This window comes from Citrobacter sp. CK180 (assembly GCF_030333655.1).
Taxonomy (GTDB): domain Bacteria; phylum Pseudomonadota; class Gammaproteobacteria; order Enterobacterales; family Enterobacteriaceae; genus Citrobacter_B; species Citrobacter_B koseri.
Genome location: NZ_JAOWFM010000025.1, coordinates 13,948 through 35,554 on the forward strand (window position 1 = coordinate 13,948; position 21,607 = coordinate 35,554).

Annotated in this window: 15 protein-coding genes and 1 pseudogene; 8 read left to right on the forward strand and 8 right to left on the reverse strand. The window is 56.1% G+C overall.

Annotated elements, in window-relative coordinates; all coding sequences use genetic code 11:
* Window positions 1-66 precede the first annotated feature (66 nt).
* Window positions 67-2,703: a DNA topoisomerase (ATP-hydrolyzing) subunit A gene (gene gyrA / locus OGV50_RS01310; protein ID WP_200090844.1), complete on the reverse strand. Its 2,637-nt coding sequence runs from the start codon at window positions 2,701-2,703 to the stop codon at window positions 67-69.
* Between the two features lie 159 nt (window positions 2,704-2,862).
* Between gyrA and ubiG the strand changes: the two genes are divergently transcribed.
* The 4 genes from ubiG (at window position 2,863) to yfaE (ending at window position 7,803) form a co-directional block, all read left to right on the forward strand.
* Window positions 2,863-3,591: a bifunctional 2-polyprenyl-6-hydroxyphenol methylase/3-demethylubiquinol 3-O-methyltransferase UbiG gene (gene ubiG, locus OGV50_RS01315; RefSeq protein ID WP_012131523.1), complete on the forward strand. Its 729-nt coding sequence runs from the start codon at window positions 2,863-2,865 to the stop codon at window positions 3,589-3,591.
* A gap of 439 nt (window positions 3,592-4,030) precedes the next feature.
* Window positions 4,031-6,316: a class 1a ribonucleoside-diphosphate reductase subunit alpha gene (nrdA, locus tag OGV50_RS01320; protein WP_012131522.1), complete on the forward strand. Its 2,286-nt coding sequence runs from the start codon at window positions 4,031-4,033 to the stop codon at window positions 6,314-6,316.
* A gap of 102 nt (window positions 6,317-6,418) precedes the next feature.
* A complete protein-coding gene (gene nrdB / locus OGV50_RS01325; protein ID WP_012131521.1) occupies window positions 6,419-7,549 on the forward strand; it encodes a class Ia ribonucleoside-diphosphate reductase subunit beta in 1,131 nt (376 codons plus the stop codon).
* Window positions 7,549-7,803, forward strand: a complete 255-nt coding sequence (gene yfaE / locus OGV50_RS01330) for a class I ribonucleotide reductase maintenance protein YfaE (protein WP_012131520.1) — start codon at window positions 7,549-7,551, stop codon at window positions 7,801-7,803. Before nrdB ends, yfaE begins: the two co-directional genes overlap by 1 nt.
* A gap of 82 nt (window positions 7,804-7,885) precedes the next feature.
* Here yfaE and glpQ read toward each other — a convergent pair whose 3' ends face one another.
* Together glpQ and glpT are read right to left on the reverse strand one after the other, a co-directional pair.
* Window positions 7,886-8,956, reverse strand: a complete 1,071-nt coding sequence (gene glpQ / locus OGV50_RS01335; protein ID WP_058667747.1) for a glycerophosphodiester phosphodiesterase — start codon at window positions 8,954-8,956, stop codon at window positions 7,886-7,888.
* Window positions 8,957-8,960: 4 nt separating this feature from the next.
* Window positions 8,961-10,326, reverse strand: a pseudogene (glpT, locus tag OGV50_RS01340) (glycerol-3-phosphate transporter).
* 273 nt (window positions 10,327-10,599) lie between these two features.
* Between glpT and glpA the strand changes: the two are divergent.
* From glpA to glpC, 3 genes are read left to right on the forward strand one after another with little or no spacing between them, the layout of a single operon-like run.
* Window positions 10,600-12,228 (forward strand): anaerobic glycerol-3-phosphate dehydrogenase subunit A, encoded by a 1,629-nt coding sequence (gene glpA, locus OGV50_RS01345; protein ID WP_012131517.1) that lies wholly within the window; start codon window positions 10,600-10,602, stop codon window positions 12,226-12,228.
* Window positions 12,218-13,477, forward strand: coding sequence for a glycerol-3-phosphate dehydrogenase subunit GlpB (gene glpB / locus OGV50_RS01350; protein ID WP_047462373.1), 1,260 nt, complete (start codon window positions 12,218-12,220; stop codon window positions 13,475-13,477). The genes glpA and glpB overlap by 11 nt, the downstream gene beginning before the upstream one ends.
* Entirely contained in the window at window positions 13,474-14,664 is a 1,191-nt protein-coding gene (gene glpC / locus OGV50_RS01355; RefSeq protein ID WP_058667751.1) for an anaerobic glycerol-3-phosphate dehydrogenase subunit GlpC, read from the forward strand. The genes glpB and glpC overlap by 4 nt, the downstream gene beginning before the upstream one ends.
* A gap of 63 nt (window positions 14,665-14,727) precedes the next feature.
* Here the strand turns inward: glpC and OGV50_RS01360 are convergent, their stop codons facing one another.
* Together OGV50_RS01360 and OGV50_RS01365 are read right to left on the reverse strand one after the other, a co-directional pair.
* Complete coding sequence (locus tag OGV50_RS01360) at window positions 14,728-15,924, reverse strand: nicotinamide mononucleotide deamidase-related protein YfaY (protein ID WP_200090847.1); 1,197 nt, start codon at window positions 15,922-15,924, stop codon at window positions 14,728-14,730.
* 136 nt (window positions 15,925-16,060) lie between these two features.
* Window positions 16,061-16,603 (reverse strand): YfaZ family protein, encoded by a 543-nt coding sequence (locus OGV50_RS01365; RefSeq protein WP_012131513.1) that lies wholly within the window; start codon window positions 16,601-16,603, stop codon window positions 16,061-16,063.
* Window positions 16,604-16,875: 272 nt separating this feature from the next.
* On the opposite strand from OGV50_RS01365, the gene OGV50_RS01370 reads away from it, so the two are divergent.
* Window positions 16,876-18,324, forward strand: a complete 1,449-nt coding sequence (locus tag OGV50_RS01370; protein WP_286488248.1) for a catalase — start codon at window positions 16,876-16,878, stop codon at window positions 18,322-18,324.
* 38 nt (window positions 18,325-18,362) lie between these two features.
* Here the strand turns inward: OGV50_RS01370 and menE are convergent, their stop codons facing one another.
* From menE to menB, 3 genes are read right to left on the reverse strand one after another with little or no spacing between them, the layout of a single operon-like run.
* Window positions 18,363-19,778, reverse strand: a complete 1,416-nt coding sequence (gene menE / locus OGV50_RS01375; protein ID WP_200090848.1) for an o-succinylbenzoate--CoA ligase — start codon at window positions 19,776-19,778, stop codon at window positions 18,363-18,365.
* Window positions 19,775-20,737 carry an o-succinylbenzoate synthase gene (gene menC / locus OGV50_RS01380; protein WP_012131510.1) on the reverse strand — a complete coding sequence of 321 codons (963 nt, stop codon included), beginning with the start codon at window positions 20,735-20,737 and terminating at the stop codon, window positions 19,775-19,777. Before menC ends, menE begins: the two co-directional genes overlap by 4 nt.
* A complete protein-coding gene (gene menB, locus OGV50_RS01385) occupies window positions 20,737-21,594 on the reverse strand; it encodes a 1,4-dihydroxy-2-naphthoyl-CoA synthase (RefSeq protein ID WP_012131509.1) in 858 nt (285 codons plus the stop codon). The genes menC and menB overlap by 1 nt, the downstream gene beginning before the upstream one ends.
* Window positions 21,595-21,607 lie beyond the last annotated feature (13 nt).

Here is a 21,607-nt window from a genome sequence, read left to right on the forward strand (position 1 = left end):
GCCGCCATCTGGCAAAAAAAAAGGAGGCGCAATGGCCTCCTTTCACACACGATTTACAACGCCGAATTACTCGTCAGCGTCATCCGTTGCATCGTCATCGGTTTCCGCTTCCGGGGCGATATCCTCGTCCCCTTCCGCTACGCTGCCGTCGATGGAGTCGAGTTCCTCATCATCCACCGGCTCAGCAACACGTTGCAGACCCACCACGTTTTCATCTTCCGCCGTGCGGATGAGGATTACGCCCTGGGTGTTACGGCCAACGACGCTGATTTCCGATACGCGGGTACGAACCAGCGTACCGGCATCGGTGATCATCATGATCTGGTCGGCATCATCCACCTGTACCGCGCCAACAACGGAACCGTTGCGCTCGGTGACTTTAATGGAGATAACGCCCTGCGTGCCACGAGACTTGGTTGGGTATTCGCCTTCCGCCGTACGTTTACCGTAACCATTCTGCGTCACGGTCAGGATAGCGCCTTCACCACGCGGAATAATCAGAGAAACGACGCTGTCTTCGCCCGCCAGCTTGATGCCACGTACGCCGGTCGCGGTACGACCCATCGCACGAACGGCATCTTCTTTGAAGCGCACCACTTTACCGGCAGCGGAGAACAGCATGACTTCGTCGGAACCGGAGGTCAGATCCACGCCGATCAGCTCGTCGCCTTCGTTCAGGTTCACCGCGATGATACCGGCGGAACGCGGACGGCTGAACTCGGTCAGCGCCGTTTTCTTCACCGTACCGCTGGCGGTTGCCATAAAGACGTTAACGCCCTCTTCGTACTCGCGTACCGGCAGAATGGCGGTGATACGTTCATCGGCTTCCAGCGGCAGCAGGTTGACGATCGGACGGCCACGCGCGCCACGGCTCGCTTCCGGCAGCTGATAGACCTTCATCCAGTACAGACGGCCACGGCTGGAGAAGCAAAGGATCGTGTCGTGGGTGTTAGCCACCAGCAGACGGTCGATAAAGTCTTCTTCTTTTATACGCGCGGCAGATTTACCTTTCCCGCCACGACGTTGCGCTTCGTAATCGGTCAGCGGCTGATATTTGACGTAACCCTGGTGAGACAGCGTTACAACCACATCTTCCTGGCTGATCAGATCTTCGATATTAATATCGGCGCTGTTAGCGGTGATTTCAGTGCGACGCTCATCGCCAAACTGATCGCGGATCAGTTCCATCTCTTCGCGAATCACTTCCATCAGACGATCGGCGCTGCCCAGAATGTGCAGCAGTTCTGCGATCTGTTCCAGCAGCTCTTTGTACTCGTCGAGCAGTTTTTCATGCTCCAGGCCGGTCAGTTTCTGCAAGCGCAGATCCAGAATCGCCTGTGCCTGTTGTTCAGTCAGGTAATACTGACCATCACGCACGCCAAATTCCGGCTCCAGCCACTCAGGACGGGCAGCATCATCACCGGCGCGTTCCAGCATAGACGCCACGTTGCCCAGATCCCATGAACGGGAGATTAACGCCGCTTTTGCCTCTGCCGGCGTTGGCGCACGGCGGATCATCTCGATGATCGGATCGATGTTCGCCAGCGCAATCGCCAGCGCTTCAAGGATATGCGCGCGATCGCGGGCTTTACGCAGTTCGAAAATAGTACGGCGCGTCACCACTTCGCGGCGGTGACGCACGAACGCGGAAATGATCTCTTTCAGGTTCATGATCTTCGGCTGGCCGTGGTGCAGCGCAACCATGTTGATACCGAAAGAAACCTGCAACTGGGTCTGGGAATAAAGGTTGTTAAGCACCACTTCCCCGACGGCATCGCGTTTCACTTCAATCACGATGCGCATCCCGTCTTTATCAGACTCGTCGCGCAGCGCGCTGATGCCTTCAACGCGTTTGTCTTTCACCAGTTCAGCGATTTTCTCGATCAGGCGCGCTTTGTTCACCTGGTACGGAATTTCATGAACGATGATGGTTTCGCGGCCGGTTTTCGCGTCAGCTTCCACTTCCGCGCGAGCGCGAATGTACACTTTCCCGCGACCGGTACGATAGGCTTCTTCAATACCGCGACGACCGTTGATGATCGCGGCGGTCGGGAAGTCCGGGCCAGGAATGTATTCCATCAGCCCTTCAATGCTGATGTCTTCATCATCGATATACGCCAGGCAACCGTTGATCACTTCCTTCAGGTTGTGCGGCGGGATGTTGGTGGCCATACCTACCGCGATACCGGACGAGCCGTTTACCAGCAGGTTAGGAATTTTGGTCGGCATGACGTCAGGAATTTTTTCCGTGCCGTCATAGTTGTCAACGAAATCCACCGTCTCTTTTTCGAGATCGGCCATCAGTTCATGGGCAATCTTCGCCAGACGGATTTCCGTATAACGCATTGCCGCGGCAGAGTCGCCGTCGATAGAACCAAAGTTGCCCTGACCATCCACCAGCATGTAACGCAGCGAGAAAGGCTGCGCCATACGGACGATAGTGTCGTACACCGCGGAATCACCATGAGGATGGTATTTACCGATTACGTCACCAACAACACGGGCAGATTTTTTATAGGCTTTATTCCAGTCATTGCCCAATACGTTCATGGCGTATAGTACGCGACGGTGTACCGGCTTCAGGCCATCTCGGACATCCGGCAGCGCACGGCCAACAATGACCGACATCGCATAATCCAGATAAGAGCTCTTCAGCTCTTCCTCAATGTTGACCGGTGTAATTTCTCTCGCAAGGTCGCTCATCTAACCGCTATCCCTCTACTGTATCCCGGATTCAAAGGTCGCAAATTATAACACAATCGCAATGAGACAGGTAAATGGAATGGTCTTCTACGGAGGCTTTATTCATCCCGTCGTGCTGATATACTCAGGCGACTTGCCAAATAAGGAGTAAAAGCGCCAATGAATGCCGAAAAACCCCCGGTGACACATAACGTTGATCACGAAGAAATCGCCAAATTTGAAGCTGTCGCGTCACGCTGGTGGGATCTTGAGGGTGAATTTAAGCCTCTGCACCGCATTAACCCGCTGCGCCTGGGCTACATTGCCGAGCGTTCCGGCGGCCTGTTCGGCAAAAAGGTGCTCGACGTTGGCTGCGGCGGCGGCATTCTGGCTGAGAGCATGGCGCGTGAAGGTGCGACGGTAACGGGCCTGGATATGGGCTTTGAGCCTTTGCAGGTCGCGAAACTGCACGCGCTGGAAAGCGGTATTCAGGTTGATTACGTGCAGGAGACGGTTGAAGAGCACGCGGCGAAACATGCGCACCAGTACGACGTCGTGACCTGTATGGAGATGCTGGAGCACGTACCGGACCCGCAATCGGTCGTCAGGGCCTGTGCGCAATTAGTTAAACCGGGCGGTGAAGTCTTTTTCTCGACCCTTAATCGCAACGGCAAGTCGTGGCTGATGGCGGTGGTAGGAGCAGAGTATATTTTACGCATGGTGCCGAAAGGCACGCACGATGTGAAAAAATTTATTAAACCTGCGGAGTTGCTGAACTGGGTCGATCAGACCGTGTTGAAAGAGCGTCACATGACCGGACTGCACTACAACCCGATTACCAACACCTTCAAGCTCGGGCCGGGCGTTGATGTTAACTATATGGTTCACACTACCGCACAAGTTGACTAACTGCGTCTGTAGGCCGGGTAAGGCGTTTATGCCGCTATCCGGCAATTTGCCCGGGGCGCTGCGCTCGCCGGGCCTACGCATCGCCTACCAATCCTGAGTAGGATCGTCAGGGCAATTTTTGCGCCAGATCATAGGAACTTTTCCTGCCTTCGATGAAGAAATCAGCACTCGATCAAATTTTCATTTTTTTTTATGAATTATTGACATGCCCTCCAGGCCTTATAAGACGCGCACTTAGCGATTATCACCCTTTTGCAACCTCAATTTAACCTCAAAATCAACTCTTGTACTGAAAAGAATCCCTACTAGAATACTCACCATATAGCGTTTCATTTATCAGTTACCCCCTATATATAGTATTTATCCACAGACTTAGTCACAACGTGGCATTGTGGATAAACGGGGGATATTTTTTCTTTCACGGACAGGTAAAACCCACATGAATCAGAGTCTGCTGGTGACAAAGCGTGATGGTCGTACTGAACGCATCAATCTCGACAAAATCCATCGAGTTCTGGATTGGGCGGCAGAAGGACTGAATAACGTATCCATCTCCCAGGTTGAACTGCGTTCTCATATCCAGTTCTACGACGGTATCAAGACGTCCGATATCCATGAGACCATCATTAAGGCCGCTGCCGACCTGATCTCCCGCGATGCGCCGGATTATCAGTACCTGGCCGCGCGCCTGGCGATTTTCCACCTGCGTAAAAAGGCCTACGGCGAGTTCGAACCGCCAGCGCTTTACGATCATGTGGTGAAAATGGTTGAGCTGGGTAAATACGACAATCATCTGCTGGAAGACTACACGGAAGAAGAGTTCAAGCAGATGGATTCGTTCATCGTACACGACCGCGATATGACCTTCTCCTACGCTGCCGTTAAGCAGCTGGAAGGTAAATACCTGGTACAGAACCGTGTAACCGGCGAGATTTATGAAAGCGCGCAGTTCCTTTATATTCTGGTTGCCGCTTGCCTGTTCTCTAACTATCCGCGTGAAACCCGTCTCGACTACGTGAAACGTTTCTACGATGCGGTTTCTACATTCAAAATTTCTCTGCCGACGCCAATCATGTCCGGCGTGCGCACCCCGACTCGTCAGTTCAGCTCCTGCGTGCTGATCGAGTGCGGCGACAGCCTGGACTCCATTAACGCCACCTCCAGCGCGATCGTGAAATATGTTTCTCAGCGTGCCGGTATCGGCATCAACGCCGGTCGTATTCGCGCGCTGGGTAGCCCGATTCGCGGCGGCGAAGCGTTCCACACCGGCTGTATTCCGTTCTACAAACACTTCCAGACGGCGGTGAAATCCTGCTCTCAGGGCGGTGTGCGCGGCGGTGCGGCGACGCTGTTCTACCCGATGTGGCATCTGGAAGTGGAAAGCCTGCTGGTACTGAAGAACAACCGCGGCGTGGAAGGCAACCGCGTGCGTCACATGGACTACGGCGTACAGATCAACAAGCTGATGTACACCCGCCTGCTGAAAGGTGAAGACATCACCCTGTTCAGCCCGTCCGACGTTCCGGGTCTGTACGACGCTTTCTTCGCCGATCAGGACGAGTTCGAGCGTCTGTACACCAAATACGAAAAAGACGACAGCATTCGTAAGCAGCGCGTGAAAGCCGTGGATCTGTTCTCGCTGATGATGCAGGAACGCGCATCAACTGGCCGTATCTACATTCAGAACGTGGATCACTGCAACACCCACAGCCCGTTTGATGCGCAGGTTGCGCCGGTACGCCAGTCCAACCTGTGCCTGGAAATCGCCCTGCCGACCAAACCGCTGATGGACGTTAACGACGAAAACGGTGAAATCGCGCTGTGTACGCTTTCCGCCTTCAACCTGGGCGCAATTAACAGCCTGGATGAGCTGGAAGAGCTGGCGGTGCTGGCGGTACGCGCGCTGGATGCGCTGCTGGATTACCAGGATTACCCTATTCCGGCGGCTAAACGCGGCGCAATGGGCCGCCGTACGCTGGGTATCGGCGTGATTAACTACGCTTACTATCTGGCGAAACACGGCGTGCGTTACTCTGACGGCAGCGCGAACAACCTGACGCACAAAACGTTTGAAGCCATTCAGTACTATCTGCTGAAGGCCTCTAACGAGCTGGCGAAAGAGCAAGGCGCATGCCCGTGGTTTAATGAAACCACTTATGCTCAGGGCATTCTGCCGATCGACACCTACAAAAAAGATCTGGATGCGATCGCCAACGAAGCGCTGCACTACAACTGGGAAGCGCTTCGTGAGTCCATCAAAACGCACGGTCTGCGTAACTCCACGCTTTCCGCCCTGATGCCGTCTGAGACCTCTTCGCAGATCTCCAACGCCACTAACGGTATTGAACCGCCGCGCGGCCATGTCAGCATCAAAGCGTCGAAAGATGGCGTACTGCGCCAGGTGGTGCCGGATTACGAAGGGCTGAAAGACCGCTATGAGCTGCTGTGGGAAATGCCGAGCAACGACGGCTACCTGCAACTGGTCGGTATCATGCAGAAATTCATCGATCAGGCGATTTCCGCTAACACCAACTACGATCCGACGCGCTTCCCGTCTGGTAAAGTACCGATGCAGCAATTGCTGAAAGATCTGCTCACCGCCTATAAATTTGGCGTGAAAACCCTGTACTATCACAACACCCGTGACGGTGCGGAAGATGCGCAGGACGATCTGGTGCCGTCTATTCAGGACGATGGCTGCGAAAGCGGCGCATGTAAGATCTAAGTTATTTTTGCCGGGTAGCGCTACGCTTACCCGGCCTACGGTTTTGTAGGCCCGGCAAACGAAGTACCGCCGGGCGATACAATCTCAACAGGACTCACTTCAATGGCATACACCACTTTTTCACAGACGAAAAACGACCAACTCAAAGAGCCGATGTTCTTTGGCCAGCCGGTCAACGTGGCACGCTACGACCAGCAAAAATATGACATCTTCGAAAAACTGATCGAAAAACAACTCTCCTTCTTCTGGCGCCCGGAAGAAGTTGACGTTTCACGCGATCGTATCGATTTCCAGTCATTGCCGGAACACGAAAAACATATTTTCATCAGCAACCTGAAGTACCAGACGCTGCTGGACTCCATTCAGGGGCGTAGCCCGAACGTGGCATTACTGCCGCTGATTTCCATCCCGGAGCTGGAAACCTGGGTAGAAACCTGGGCGTTTTCTGAGACGATCCACTCGCGCTCGTATACCCATATCATCCGCAACATCGTTAACGATCCGGCGGTGGTATTTGACGACATCGTCACCAACGAACAAATTCAGAAGCGCGCGGAAGGCATTTCTCACTACTACGATGAGCTGATTGAAATGACCAGCTACTGGCATCTGCTGGGGGAAGGTACGCACAACGTGAACGGCAAAACCGTCACCGTAAACCTGCGTGCGCTGAAAAAACAGCTCTACCTGTGCCTGATGAGCGTTAACGCGCTGGAAGCGATTCGTTTCTACGTCAGCTTCGCCTGCTCCTTCGCTTTCGCGGAACGTAAGCTGATGGAAGGTAACGCCAAAATCATCCGTCTGATTGCCCGCGACGAAGCGCTGCACCTGACCGGCACGCAGCATATGCTGAACCTGCTGCGTAGCGGCATAGACGATCCAGAAATGGCGGAAATCGCCGAAGAGAGCAAGCAGGCGTGCTATGACCTGTTTGTACAGGCCGCGCAGCAAGAAAAAGAGTGGGCGGATTACCTGTTCCGCGACGGTTCCATGATCGGCCTGAACAAAGATATTCTGTGCCAGTACGTCGAGTACATCACCAATATCCGTATGCAGGCGGTCGGCCTGGAGCTGCCGTTCCAGACGCGCTCCAACCCGATCCCGTGGATCAACACCTGGCTGGTTTCCGATAACGTCCAGGTGGCGCCGCAGGAAGTAGAAGTCAGTTCTTACCTGGTCGGCCAGATTGACTCGGAAGTTGATACCGACGATCTGAGTAACTTCCAGCTCTGATGGGACGCGTGACGCTACGTCTTTCCGGCACCGAAGTGCTGTGTCGGGAAGAACACCCTTCTCTGCTGGTGGCGCTTGAGGCGCATCAGGTTGAAGTGGAGTACCAGTGTCGTGCGGGCTATTGCGGCTCCTGCCGCTGCCGTCTGGTCGCAGGCCAGGTTGACTGGCTGACCGAACCGCTGGCTTTTATCAGCGAAGGGGAAATTTTGCCCTGCTGTTGCAGGGCAAAAGGCGATATTGAGATAGAGATGTAGCCTTGTCGGGTGGCGCTACGCTTACCCGACCTACAAAACCGCAGTTCACAGGCCGGGTAAGGCGAAGCCGCTACCCGGCTTTTTAGTGCTTATCCTTCAAAAACGCCACCGCTTTATCCGGGAAATCGGTGAACAATCCATCCACACCCGCCTTGTTATACAGGATGTCATAAAGCTGATTAACATCCGTGGCGTAGTCAGGAAGCTGATCGGCGCGTACGGTGTAAGGGTGTACCACCATCTTGTTCTGCTGCGCCTCTTTCACCATGCCGGTCAGCGTGATATGCCCGACCTTCGATTTTTCATCAATCAGCATATGATAGTCCGGGCCGATCCCGTCAGCATAGCTGGCGATTTCTTTCATCGCGCCAGGCTTGAACATCCAGTCGTAGTTATAGTTAACCCAACTGCCGTCCGGCTGTTTTTGCTGAGTTTCATTCCAGTCGGTATACGCAATCAACTGCACCAGATTGAGATCCATCCCCCTCTTCGGTTCCAGCTCATTCTTAATGCGCTTCAGCTCCGCGGCATCGAAACACTGCAAATAAACGTTATCTTTTTTACCGGTATAACCATACTTTTTCAGCACATCCAGCGTCTTAGCCGCAATATCCTTCCCTTCCTGATGATGGAACCACGGCGCTTTGATTTCTGGATAAATACCGATATTTTTTCCGGTCGAATGATTCAGCCCCTGAACAAACTCAATCTCTTCCTCAAAGGTATGCACGCGGAAATCTGATTTTCCCATCGGGAAACGGCCAGGGTAAGTCTGTACTTTCTTGCCGTTCTCAATATCAAAACCTTCGGTGAACTTCAGGGATTTAATTTCATCCAGTGTGAAATCAATGGCGTAGTAACGCCCGTCCTTGCGGGCGCGATTCGGAAAACGTTCGGCAACGTCGGTAACCCGGTCAAGGTAGTGGTCATGCAGGACGACCAGATGGTCGTCCTTCGTCATCACCAAATCCTGCTCCAGATAATCGGCACCCTGCGCATACGCCATCGCTTTCGCTGGCAGTGTGTGCTCCGGCAGATAGCCGCTGGCGCCACGGTGCGCAATCACGATTTTATCCGCAGCGATTGCCGCGCTGCTCACGACCATACCCGCCAGCATCAATGCCACGCTGAGATTTTTCAGTGTCGTCTTCATTCACTTAAGCTCCGTTGCGTTTCAACATCAGCTCTTCATGGTGGCGTTTTTCGCCAATCATCACGATAATCAGCAGGATAACCGCCAGAACGCTGCCGCCGATCATCACCATGAAGCCGCCGTCCCAGCCGAAGAAGTCAACGGTATAGCCAACAATGGCGCTCGCCGCGACGGAACCGCCGAGATAACCAAACAGGCCGGTGAAGCCCGCCGCCGTACCTGCCGCTTTTTTCGGCGCCAGTTCCAGCGCGTGCAGACCAATCAGCATGACCGGGCCATAAATCAGGAAGCCGATAACGATCATACAGGCCATATCTACGGTCGGATTTCCTGGAGGGTTCAGCCAGTAAACAACTGTGGCAATGGTCACCAGCGTCATAAAGAACACGCCCGTTGCGCCACGGTTGCCACGGAACACTTTATCCGACATCCAGCCGCACAGCAGCGTACCCGGGATACCGGCATATTCGTACAAGAAATACGCCCAGGACGATTTATCCAGCGCAAAGTGTTTCACTTCTCTCAGGTAGGTCGGCGACCAGTCGAGGATGCCGTAACGCAGCAGGTAAACGAACACGTTCGCAATCGCGATGTACCACAACAGTTTGTTCGGCAGCACGTACTGCATAAAGATCTGTTTTGCCGTCAGCTCTTCTTCCGCTTTTTCGTTGTAATCATCCGGGTAGTCGTTTTTGTACTCTTCAATCGGCGGCAGACCGCAGGACTGCGGCGTATCGCGCATCAGCGCGAAAGCGAAAATCGCCACCAGGATCGCACCAAACGCCGGCATGTAGAGCGCGGCTTTCCAGTCATTAAACCAGGCCATCCCCAGCAGGAACAGCAGCGGAGGAATACCGCCGCCAACGTTATGCGCGCAGTTCCAGACGGAGACGATACCGCCACGTTCTTTCTGTGACCACCAGTGCACCATTGTACATTGTACGACCGCACGGCGGCCACCCCATTCCCTGGAACCAGCCGCAGAGGAACAGCAGCACGAACATCACGGCAATGCTGGACGTGGCCCACGGCACAAAGCCCATAAACAACATCACGGCCGCCGCCAGAATCAACCCTGCGGGCAGGAAAACGCGCGGATTCGAGCGGTCGGAGACCGACCCCATGATAAATTTCGAAAAACCATAGGCGATGGAGATCCCGGACAGCGCAAAACCCAGATCGCCGCGCGAGAATCCCTGCTCTACCAGGTAAGGCATCGCCAGCGCAAAGTTCTTACGCACCAGATAGTAAGCGGCATAACCAAAGAAAATCCCCAGGAAAATCTGCCAGCGCAGCCGACGATATGTCGGATCAATCTCCGCTGCTGGCAAGCGCGTTTTATGTTGCGCAGGTTTAAAAATACTTAACATATGTAGCCTCCGTGGCCGTGTCTTATTAGAGGTAAACACCGCAGTTCGTTTAACTAACCAACCTCGCTGCTCCCAGTGTGGGCGCGATGTTAAGTAAAGATACCTGTCGTTAATGTGAATTACAGCACAGATTGTTACACATTTATGACAAATGTTCAGAAAGGCGCACGAAATCACGTTTCATTTTCGAATCATGAGCGATTATGCGCGAAATCAAACAAACCATGCTTTTTATGTGGCTAAATGATAAAAAACGAACTGTGAGGGATAACCATGAAAACTCGCGACTCGCAAACAAGTGACGTGATTATCATTGGTGGGGGAGCCACAGGCGCAGGGATCGCCCGAGACTGTGCGCTACGCGGATTGCGCGTTATCTTAGTTGAGCGCCACGATATCGCGACCGGCGCAACCGGCCGTAACCACGGCCTGCTGCATAGCGGCGCCCGCTATGCTGTTACCGACGCGGAGTCTGCCCGCGAATGCATCAGCGAAAACCAGATTCTGAAACGGATCGCCCGCCACTGCGTTGAGCCAACGGACGGTCTGTTCATTACTTTGCCGGAAGACGAATTATCCTTCCAGGCCACCTTTATTCGCGCCTGCGAAGAGGCGGGCATTCGCGCCGAAGCGATTGATCCGCAACAGGCGCGGCTGATCGAACCGGCCGTCAATCCGCAGCTGATTGGTGCGGTGAAAGTGCCTGACGGCACTGTCGATCCCTTCCGGCTGACCGCCGCGAATATGCTGGATGCCAGAGAACATGGCGCAATCATTTTAACGGCGCATGAAGTCACCGGACTTATTCGCGAAGGCGCGACCATTTGCGGTGTGAACGTGCATAACCATCTCACAGGGGAAAGCCAATCGCTGCATGCGCCGGTCGTGGTGAATGCCGCAGGCATCTGGGGTCAGCGAATTGCGGAATACGCCGATCTGAGCATCCGCATGTTCCCGGCGAAAGGGTCGCTGCTGATTATGGATCATCGCATTAACCAGCATGTGATTAACCGCTGCCGCAAGCCGTCCGACGCCGATATTCTGGTGCCCGGCGATACCATCTCGCTCATCGGCACTACGTCGACCCACATTGATTACAACGAGATCGACAGCAACCGCGTCACCGCAGAAGAGGTTGATATTCTGCTGCGTGAAGGGGAAAAACTGGCGCCGGTGATGGCGAAAACGCGCATTTTGCGCGCCTACTCGGGCGTGCGTCCGCTGGTCGCCAGCGATGACGATCCGAGCGGTCGTAATGTCAGCCGCGGCATTGTGCTGTTTGACCATGCTGCACGCGACGGGCTGGACGGGTTTATCACCATTACGGGCGGTAAGCTGATGACCTACCGCCTGATGGCGGAATGGGCAACCGACGCGGTATGCCGAAAACTGGGCAACACTCGCCCCTGCGTCACCGCGCAAACCGCCCTTCCCGGCTCGCAGGAACCCACGGAAAACACGCTTAAACGCGTGATCTCACTGCCCGCCCCGCTACGCGGTTCCGCCGTCTATCGTCACGGCGATCGTACTCCGGCCTGGCTCAGCGAAGGTCGCCAGCACCGCAGCCTGGTCTGTGAATGCGAAGCGGTCACCGCAGGCGAAGTGCAGTACGCCGTCGAAAATTTAACCGTCAACAGCCTGCTGGATCTGCGCCGCCGTACCCGCGTAGGCATGGGCACATGTCAGGGAGAACTGTGCGCCTGCCGCGCCGCCGGGCTGCTGCAACGTTTTAATGTCACTACCGCCGCTCAGTCCATCACTCAGCTTTCTGCGTTCCTCAATGAACGCTGGAAAGGCGTACAGCCTGTCGCCTGGGGAGACGCGCTGCGCGAAAGCGAGTTCACGCGCTGGGTTTATCAGGGATTGTGCGGTCTGGAGAAGGAGCACCAGGATGAAATTTGATACGGTCATTATGGGTGGCGGTCTCGCCGGATTACTGTGTGGCCTGGAATTGCAAAAACACGGCTTGCGCTGTGCGATCGTCACTCGCGGCCAAAGCGCGCTGCACTTCTCCTCCGGCTCGCTGGATCTACTCAGCACCCTGCCGGACGGTCAGCCCGTCACAAATATCACTGAAGGTCTGAATGCGTTACGCGAACAAGCGCCGACGCACCCTTACACCACAATTGGCGCGTCAACCGTTCTGGAACTGGCGCAGCAGGCGCAAGCGTTGCTGGAAGCGTCTGGCGCGCATTTACAGGGCGATGTACAACAGTCGCATCTGCGCGTCACGCCGTTGGGAACATTGCGCGCCACCTGGCTAAGCTCGCCAGAAGTGCCCGTCTGGCCGCTGGCCGCGCAACGCATTTGCGTCGTCGGCATCAGCGGTTTACTGGACTTTCAGGCGCACCTCGCGGCGGCGTCGCTGCGTCAGCACCATCTCACGGTAGAGACGGCAGAGATCGACCTGCCTGAACTGGACGTATTACGCGATAACCCGACGGAGTTTCGTGCGGTGAATATTGCGCGTTTGCTCGATAACGAAGAAAAATGGCCGTTGCTCCACGACGCGCTCTTACCGATAGCAAAAACCTGCGACATGATCATCATGCCCGCCTGTTTCGGCCTGGCGGATGACAGCCTCTGGCGCTGGCTCAATGAACGCCTGCCCTGCTCACTGAATTTGCTGCCGACGCTGCCGCCTTCCGTGCCGGGCATTCGCCTGCATAATCGCTTGCAGCGCCAGTTTGTTCGTCAGGGCGGGATCTGGATGCCGGGCGACGAGGTGAAAAAAGTGACCTGCCGTAACGGCGTCGTGAGCGAAGTCTGGACCCGCAACCATGCCGACATTCCTCTGCGCCCGCGCTTTGCGGTACTCGCCAGCGGCAGCTTCTTCAGCAGCGGCCTGGTCGCCGAACGCGACGGTATTCGCGAACCCATTATGGGACTGGACGTTCAGCAAACGGCCACCCGCGCCGAATGGTATCAGCGTGATTTCTTTGATGCGCAACCCTGGCAGCAGTTTGGCGTCACGACCGATGATGCGCTGCGCCCCTCACTGGCGGGGCAGACCGTAGAAAATCTGTTTGCCATCGGCTCGGTGCTCGGCGGATTCGATCCGATAGCCCAGGGATGCGGAGGCGGCGTATGCGCAGTCAGCGCCTTACACGCCGCACGTCACATTGCAGAACGTGCAGGAGGTCAGCAATGAGCGATACGAGTTTCGAGAGTTGTATCAAATGCACGGTGTGCACCACCGCCTGCCCGGTCAGCCGGGTGAATCCTGGCTACCCAGGCCCCAAACAGGCAGGGCCGGACGGCGAGCGCCTGCGCCTGAAAGACGGCGCGCTGTACGACGATGCGCTGAAATACTGCATTAACTGCAAACGCTGCGAAGTGGCCTGCCCGTCAGACGTTAAAATTGGCGATATCATCCAGCGTGCGCGCGCCAGATATGACACTTCGCGCCCGTCGCTGCGCAACTTTATCTTAAGCCACACCGATTTAATGGGCAGCGTCTCTACGCCGTTCGCCCCGGTCGTCAATACCGCGACGTCGCTGAAACCGGTTCGTCAGTTGCTCGACTATGCGTTGAAGATCGACCATCGCCGTACGCTGCCGAAATACTCCTTCGGCACCTTCCGCCGCTGGTATCGCAGCGTTGCGGCACAGCAGGCGCAATACAAAGATCAGGTCGCTTTCTTCCACGGCTGCTTCGTCAATTACAACCATCCGCAGCTCGGTAAGGATTTAATTAACGTCCTGAACGCAATGGGCACCGGCGTGCAGTTGTTAAGTAAAGAGAAGTGTTGCGGCGTGCCGCTGATCGCCAACGGTTTTACCGATAAAGCGCGCAAGCAGGCGGTGAGCAATGTGGCGTCGCTCAGAGAAGCGATTGGCGTAAAAGGCATTCCGGTTATCGCAACCTCATCAACCTGCACCTTTGCCCTGCGTGATGAATACCCGGAAGTGCTGGACGTGGATAACAGCGGGCTGCGTGAGCATATCGAACTCGCGACCCGCTGGCTGTGGCGTAAGATCGATGCAGGCCAGACGCTGCCGCTGAAAAAATTACCGCTGAAGGTGGTTTACCATACGCCGTGTCATATGGAGAAGATGGGCTGGACGCTCTATACGCTGGAGTTGCTGCGCCAGATCCCAGGTCTGGAACTGACCGTGCTGGACTCCCAGTGCTGTGGGATTGCCGGAACCTACGGTTTTAAAAAGGAAAACTACCCCACCTCGCAATCCATCGGCGCCCCGCTGTTCCGCCAGATTGAAGAGAGCGGCGCGGATATTGTGGTGACCGACTGTGAAACCTGTAAGTGGCAAATTGAGATGTCGACAAGCAAACGCTGCGAACATCCGATTACCCTGCTTGCCCAGGCATTAGGTTAAGCGCGTTAACGTCTTATCGGGCCTGCAAACCACGGCAGGCCCGATAAGCACAGCGCCATCAGGCTACAGGGTTAACGACTCCACCACCTCAATCCAGCCATGTTCACTGGCAATATCCTGACCGTTTAACCACCGACGCACCATATTCAGCGCCATCATGGCGCAAACTTCCTGCCGCACCGCCAGACTGTAGCGGCTGGCGCTGAAATGCACGCGCAGGGCAAATGTCCCATCCGGCGTCGCCAGCGCGAAATTAAGATGGTCGTTTTCCAGCCCGGATACCGCCAGCGCCAGTCCGGCGTAGTGGTTGCTCCGTCGCTCTGTCGTCCAGTGCGCGGTCTGAGCCAGCGTCTCTTCCTGGGAAGGCACCACTTCGCTGGCAAGAATCGGCGCATTCGCACGGGAAAGCTGCAAAGCCAGCAGCCCGCTGGTGAACTGTTCGCTGAGCGTCAGGCTGAGCTGGCGCGTCTGCAAACAACGGGCGATTTGCGCAGGCAGTCCTTCCGTCCCTTCAAAAATCAGGTTCTGCCCTGCCACCCGCTTCACCTCCGGCCATAGCGCCAGCATCGCGTCCCGCTGCGCATCCGGGCCAGTGAGTTTCAGTTCAATAATCGGCATTGAAGAGCGATATCCCATCGTCACGCCCGCCGGTAGCGGCAGCGAATCGAGGCTCTGCGCCAGATCGCTTTCCGAACGACCAAACGTGGTGAGTCGCAGACAAACCGGCGGTTCAGGAAGCGAAAAACGCGCACGCAGACGCGGCATAATTTCATGCTCGACCATCACCTTAAATTCAGACGGGACGCCAGGGGTAAAGAACATCAGGCAGCGATTTAGCTTCACCGCAAACCCACAGGCGGTGCCAACCGGGTTATTAATAAACTCGGCGCTGGCGGGCAGTTCTGCCTGCTTGCGGTTACTCGGCGCCATAACCCGCCCGCGCTCATGGAAAAAACGCTCCATCTCAGCCAGCCACGCATCATGAAGCACCAGACCTTCACCTTTCGCCGTGGCGGCGGCCAGCGCGCTTAAATCATCGCTGGTCGGCCCCAGGCCGCCATTCACAATCAGCACATCAGCATGTTCGCTACGTTCGCGTAAAATGGCGACCAGCGCATCCAGATTATCTCCCACCGTATTTCGGCGTGATAACGGCAACCCCTGATTAAAGAAAAAATCGGCCAGCCAGGCGGCATTCGTGTCGACGATTTGCCCGTGCAACACTTCATCCCCGGTGGATAACATCTCCACGTTTAACATCGTGTTCTCCTGCTTCTATGATGAAAACACTATAACGCAAAGCCCGCCGGGGCGGAGTAAGAAACTCAGAGGAAACAAACCGGGAAAGAACGCGATAGCATACAGGAAACGGCGCGACGGATGCCGCGCCCGAAAATCAGAAGCTGGCGTTAACGCCGACGTACGGGCCATCGGCAATCGCGTTGTCACGGTTGCCGTCTTTACCCGCCAGGTTCAGATAGCGATAGCCCGCTTCAATGCTCAGCGGACGCATAATGGTAAAGCGCGCTCCGGCATTGGCTTCTTCATAGCTGTCGATGCCGCTGGACAGTGAATCTGGAGAGTAGTAATACTCGCCAAACAGACGGAAGCTGTCGCCGATTTTCCACTGTAACCCGCCGCCTACCGCCGCCGCATAGCCTTCATCGCCGTCGTTCGGATTGGTATAAACGCCTTTCCCACCAACCGTTGCCAACAACGGCCCAAGCGGAATATTCAGGCCGAGCCCCACGCCGGCAGCGTCGCCGTCGTCGTCGTTATGCATCCAGTTGCCGCTCAACGCCAACCCGGTGGATTCAGTACCGAAACCTACGCCAACGTTGGTGTAATCTTTACCCGCCTGGCCGCTAATGCTCATCGCATTCGCCGATGCAGAAGCGAACAACAGTCCGGCAACGCCTAATAAAATGCTTTTTTTCATTTTTACCCTTTCCAGCAAAGAAATAAACAAAAGACCCCAAAACCGCAGGATTGTACTGCCAGGCGCAACAGAATCAATGAGCTAAAAAAGCGATCTAATAACATATTGTAACTAAACACTACCTTTCAGGTTTATTAAACGTTACAAGAAGAGGCGTTTAGCGCAGCAGTCATTGCCCGAGATCAATATTTCATTCACAAATATTTTCTACATTAGTTTCCGAAATTAAACGGAAATTAAACATTTTTTCTAACGATCGTCGGGAGATAAAGATGAGCAAAAAAGGACTCACCACCGCAGCAGGCGTGCCTGTCGCCCATAATAACAACGTTGCAACCGCAGGCCCGCGCGGCCCCATGCTGCTACAGGACATCTGGTTCCTGGAAAAACTGGCCCACTTCGATCGTGAAGTGATCCCTGAGCGCCGTATGCATGCCAAAGGCTCAGGCGCGTACGGCACCTTCACCGTCACGCACGATATTTCACGTTACACTCGCGCAAAAATCTTTTCGGAGCCCGGTAAAAAAACGGATCTGTTCCTGCGTTTTTCCACCGTGGCGGGAGAGCGCGGCGCGGCGGATGCCGAGCGCGATATTCGCGGGTTTGCGATCAAATTTTACACTGAAGAGGGCAACTGGGATCTGGTGGGTAACAACACGCCCGTTTTCTATCTGCGCGATCCGCTGAAATTCCCGGATCTGAACCATGTCGTGAAGCGCGACCCACGCACCAACCTGCGCAATCCGACCTACAAATGGGACTTTTTCTCCCATCTACCGGAATCGCTGCACCAGTTGACTATCGACTTTAGCGACCGGGGTTTGCCTTTCTCTTACCGTACGATGCACGGTTTCGGTAGCCACACATTCAGCTTTATCAACAGCGACAACGAACGTTTCTGGGTGAAATTCCACCTGAAATCGCAGCAGGGCATCGCCAACCTGATGGATGACGAAGCGAAACGCCTGGTGGCGGACGATCGCGAAAGCTCTCAGCGCGACCTGTACAACGCTATTGAACAGGGCAACTTCCCCCGCTGGAAATTCTACGTGCAGATCATGCCGGAAGCCGAAGCCTCACAGGTGCCGTACAACCCGTTTGATCTGACCAAAGTATGGCCGCACGGCGATTACCCGCTGATTGAAGTCGGCGTGCTGGAACTGAACCGCAACCCGGAAAACTATTTCTCCGAAGTGGAACAGGTAGCGATGAACCCGGCGAACGTCGTGCCGGGGATTAGCTTCTCCCCTGACCGTATGTTGCAGGGGCGTCTCTTCTCCTATGGCGATGCGCACCGCTATCGTCTGGGCGTTAACCATCAGCAGATCCCGGTCAACGCCCCGCGCTGCCCGTTCCATAACTACCATCGTGACGGCGCGATGCGGGTGGACGGCAACAGCGGCAACGGCCCAACCTATGAGCCAAACAGCTTTGGCGTCTTCCAGGAACAGCCTGATTTCAGCGAACCGCCGCTCTCTGTCAAAGGCGCTGCCGCGCACTGGGATCACCGGGAAGATACGGACTACTTCAGCCAGCCGCGTAAGCTGTATGAGTTGCTGAGTGATGAAGAACATCAGCGTATGTTCGCGCGCATCGCCGGCGACATGAAAGATGTGCCGGAATTTATTCAGCAGCGTCAGATTGGCTTGTTTAGCGAAGTTCATCCTGACTATGGCGCGGGCGTCGCCGCTGCCCTGCGGGCGTTAAAAGAAGCGAAATAACCGTTTCCACGGGAGCTGCGGCTCCCGTGTTGTTTACATTACGGACGGTTAGCGCGCACCCACTCCTGCAATGCCCGGCGCGAAACTTTGATCCCGCCGTTTTTCAGCGCTGATGGCAACGTCAACCAACATACCGGCTGCTGAAAACGCGCCAGCTTGTCTTTCACCCATTCCGCGAGATCGACATCTCCGGCCTGCGCGTCATATTCCACCACCGCCACCGGACGATGGCCGAACTCCCTGTCCTCTACCGGCACCACGAACGCCTGTAGAACATGTGGATGCGCCGAGATAACGCGTTCCACCTCTTCCGGCTGAATGCCTTCTCCGCCGCTGAAGAACAGATTATCCAGCCGACCGGCAATCGTCAGCTTACCGTCGTTCAGTTCGCCGCGATCGCGGGTAGCGAACCAGCCTTCGCCATTCACCAGCGGGATCAGCTTACCGTCGCGCCAGTAGCCTTCCGCCATGCTGGCAGCGCGCAGCCAGACTTCGTCATTCACGATTCGGACTTCCCGCCCCGGTAACGCCGCGCCGACATCGCCCAGGCCGTCGGCCTCTTTCGCGCACACCGTCGAGGCAAATTCCGTCAGGCCATAACCGCACCAGCAGCGAATACCCTGCGCGCGAGCCTGCTCCGTCAGTTCAATCGGGATAGCCGCGCCGCCCAGCAGTACCGCTTTCAACGTTACCGATGCCGGATTCTCCAGCAGCCGCCACAGCTGAGTGGGAACCAGAGACGCATGCGTACACCCTTGCAGCATCGCTTCCAGCGGCTGCTTCTCACGCACGGTCATTCGGGCGCCCGCAAACAACCAGCGCCACATAATGCCCTGGCCGGAAACGTGAAACAGCGGCAGCGATAATAGCCAGTCATCCCCATCGGCAAACGGCATCAGGGACAGCACCCCTTCCGCGCTGGCCAGATGCGCCTGGCAGGTATGCACTGCGGCCTTGGGTAATCCGGTTGAGCCAGAGGTCAGCGTCATTGAACTCAGCCGCGTCGGCTGCCAGTCTGCGGCGTGTTCGCCTGCCTCTTGCTGCATTTGCAGCGGTTGCAACGCCGGGAAGGTGTTCTCCCCCTCCAGCAGCAAAGCAAACCGGAGCGTTAAGTCCGGCAGCAGCGCGTCGAGCAGCGGTTGTGGAAGCTGCGGGTTAACCGGCAGGACTCTTGCCCCGCATTGCAGTAAAGCCAGCCAGGCCAGCAGCGTTTGCGGGTGATTCCAGGCGCGCAGCATCACGCCGCAGCCTTCAGAGGCACCCTGAGCGGCAAAACCGCTCGCCAGCGCGTCAATACGGGTACAGAGTGTGCGCCAGCTTAGCACTTCATCATTAAGGCGTAAGGCAGGCGCATCTCCCCGCATCTGCCGCCAGTGACGCCACGGCCAGTCATTAAAAGACGACGGCTGGAGGCCCGATACGCTTGCGCTATCGGGCATTTCCCGGAGGCTCATAGCAGCCGTTCCAGCGCATCGTCGCTAACACACGGCAAAGCGCTGCCCGGCCAGCGGCGCACCTGCTGGGTTTGCATCAGGCTTAGCGTATCCAGACCCGGAATGGTCTGCGGCGTCAGCCACGCGGCAATACGCGCCAGCTGCGTTAAACCGAGGCTCGACTCGATGGAAGAGCTGATCACCGCCGTCAGTCCCAGCGTATGCGCGGCCTGTACCTGCTCGCGAACCTTTTCCAGGCTTCCGGTGAGCGTCGGTTTGATGACCACCGCGCTGACGCCCGCTTCCGCCGCAAAGACAAAATCGTCTTCACGCAGACTTTCATCCCAGGCAATCGCAATCCCGGTTTCACGCGCAAAAGCGCGGGAGTCGTCGCGAGTTTTGCACGGTTCTTCGAGGAAGGCAATGCGGGCACGGTAGTCCGGGTTGACGTATTTCGCGAACTGCTGCGCTTTCAGCGGCGTCCAGGCGCGATTGGCATCCAGACGCAGATGCAGATCGGGAACCGCCTCCAGCAGCAGGTTGACCACCATTCCATCGCGTACCGCTTCGTACAGACCGACTTTGATCTTGGCGACTTTCTCGCCAGGCATATCAGCCAGTTGCAGCACCAGATCGTCTGGATCGCCCGTACACAGCGGCGCAGCGCGGTAATCCGCCGCCTCTGGCAACGTCCCCGCCGCCTCCGCCAGCGCGCAGCTAACGCCAAACGCCACGGAGGGCACTTCAGGCAACGTTGACTGGCCTTGCAGCCAGCCGTTAACCCAGTCCAGCAGCGCGGCCTGCGCCTCTTCCAGGGTTTCCTGGCTGAAACCCGGAAGCGGGGAGATCTCCCCCCACCCTTCGCGCTCGCCGTCGCACAGACGGACATACAGCCCGTCGCGAGTTTTTAACCGCCTGTCGCGCAGAACCACCCCCGCGTCCATGGGGATCTGCCAGCGGTACACCTGCGCGCTACGCATTACGGATTCCGTTTGAATTTGCTGAAATCAGGCTGACGTTTCTGGTTGAAAGCGTTACGGCCTTCCTGACCTTCTTCCGTCATGTAGAACAGCATCGTGGCGTTGCCCGCCAGCTCCTGTAGACCCGCCTGACCGTCGCAGTCGGCGTTCAGCGCGGCTTTCAGGCAGCGCAGCGCCATCGGGCTGTTTTGCAACATTTCGCGGCACCAGCGCACGGTCTCTTTTTCGAGGGAGTCCAGCGGTACGACGGTGTTGACCAGCCCCATATCCAGCGCCTGTTTAGCGTCATACTGACGGCACAGGAACCAGATTTCACGCGCTTTTTTCTGCCCGACGATACGCGCCATATAGGAAGCGCCCCAGCCGCCGTCGAAGGAGCCGACTTTCGGGCCAGTCTGGCCGAAGATGGCGTTTTCCGCCGCGATGGTCAGGTCACACATCATGTGCAGTACGTGACCGCCGCCGATAGAGTACCCTGCGACCATCGCCACGACCGGTTTTGGGCAGGTACGGATCTGGCGCTGGAAATCCAGTACGTTCAGGTGATGCACACCGGAATCATCCTGGTATCCGCCGTAGTCGCCGCGTACCTTCTGGTCGCCGCCCGCACAGAAAGCTTTCTCGCCTTCGCCGGTCAGAATAATAACGCCCACGTTGTCGTCATACCGGGCATCCGCCAGCGCCTGGATCATCTCTTTGACGGTCAAAGGACGGAATGCGTTGCGCACCTGTGGACGGTTAATGGTGATTTTTGCAATACCATCGGTGGATTTTTCATAACGAATGTCCGTGTAACCTTCGGAGCAGTCGTGCCATTCAACCGGTGCGTAAAGCATTGTTTCATCAGGATAGATCATAGTGTGTCCTTTA

What these genes read in the sequence shown, in the direction of transcription:
- OGV50_RS01360 (WP_200090847.1), bottom strand. Translation starts at nt 15,924, where the DNA reads ATGTTAAACGTGGAGATGTTATCCACCGGGGATGAAGTGTTGCACGGG.
- menE (WP_200090848.1), bottom strand. Translation starts at nt 19,778, where the DNA reads ATGAGCCTCCGGGAAATGCCCGATAGCGCAAGCGTATCGGGCCTCCAG.
- nrdA (WP_012131522.1), top strand. Translation starts at nt 4,031, where the DNA reads ATGAATCAGAGTCTGCTGGTGACAAAGCGTGATGGTCGTACTGAACGC.
- glpQ (WP_058667747.1), bottom strand. Translation starts at nt 8,956, where the DNA reads ATGAAGACGACACTGAAAAATCTCAGCGTGGCATTGATGCTGGCGGGT.
- ubiG (WP_012131523.1), top strand. Translation starts at nt 2,863, where the DNA reads ATGAATGCCGAAAAACCCCCGGTGACACATAACGTTGATCACGAAGAA.
- gyrA (WP_200090844.1), bottom strand. Translation starts at nt 2,703, where the DNA reads ATGAGCGACCTTGCGAGAGAAATTACACCGGTCAACATTGAGGAAGAG.
- glpA (WP_012131517.1), top strand. Translation starts at nt 10,600, where the DNA reads ATGAAAACTCGCGACTCGCAAACAAGTGACGTGATTATCATTGGTGGG.
- glpC (WP_058667751.1), top strand. Translation starts at nt 13,474, where the DNA reads ATGAGCGATACGAGTTTCGAGAGTTGTATCAAATGCACGGTGTGCACC.
- glpB (WP_047462373.1), top strand. Translation starts at nt 12,218, where the DNA reads ATGAAATTTGATACGGTCATTATGGGTGGCGGTCTCGCCGGATTACTG.
- OGV50_RS01370 (WP_286488248.1), top strand. Translation starts at nt 16,876, where the DNA reads ATGAGCAAAAAAGGACTCACCACCGCAGCAGGCGTGCCTGTCGCCCAT.
- nrdB (WP_012131521.1), top strand. Translation starts at nt 6,419, where the DNA reads ATGGCATACACCACTTTTTCACAGACGAAAAACGACCAACTCAAAGAG.
- OGV50_RS01365 (WP_012131513.1), bottom strand. Translation starts at nt 16,603, where the DNA reads ATGAAAAAAAGCATTTTATTAGGCGTTGCCGGACTGTTGTTCGCTTCT.
- menB (WP_012131509.1), bottom strand. Translation starts at nt 21,594, where the DNA reads ATGATCTATCCTGATGAAACAATGCTTTACGCACCGGTTGAATGGCAC.
- menC (WP_012131510.1), bottom strand. Translation starts at nt 20,737, where the DNA reads ATGCGTAGCGCGCAGGTGTACCGCTGGCAGATCCCCATGGACGCGGGG.
- yfaE (WP_012131520.1), top strand. Translation starts at nt 7,549, where the DNA reads ATGGGACGCGTGACGCTACGTCTTTCCGGCACCGAAGTGCTGTGTCGG.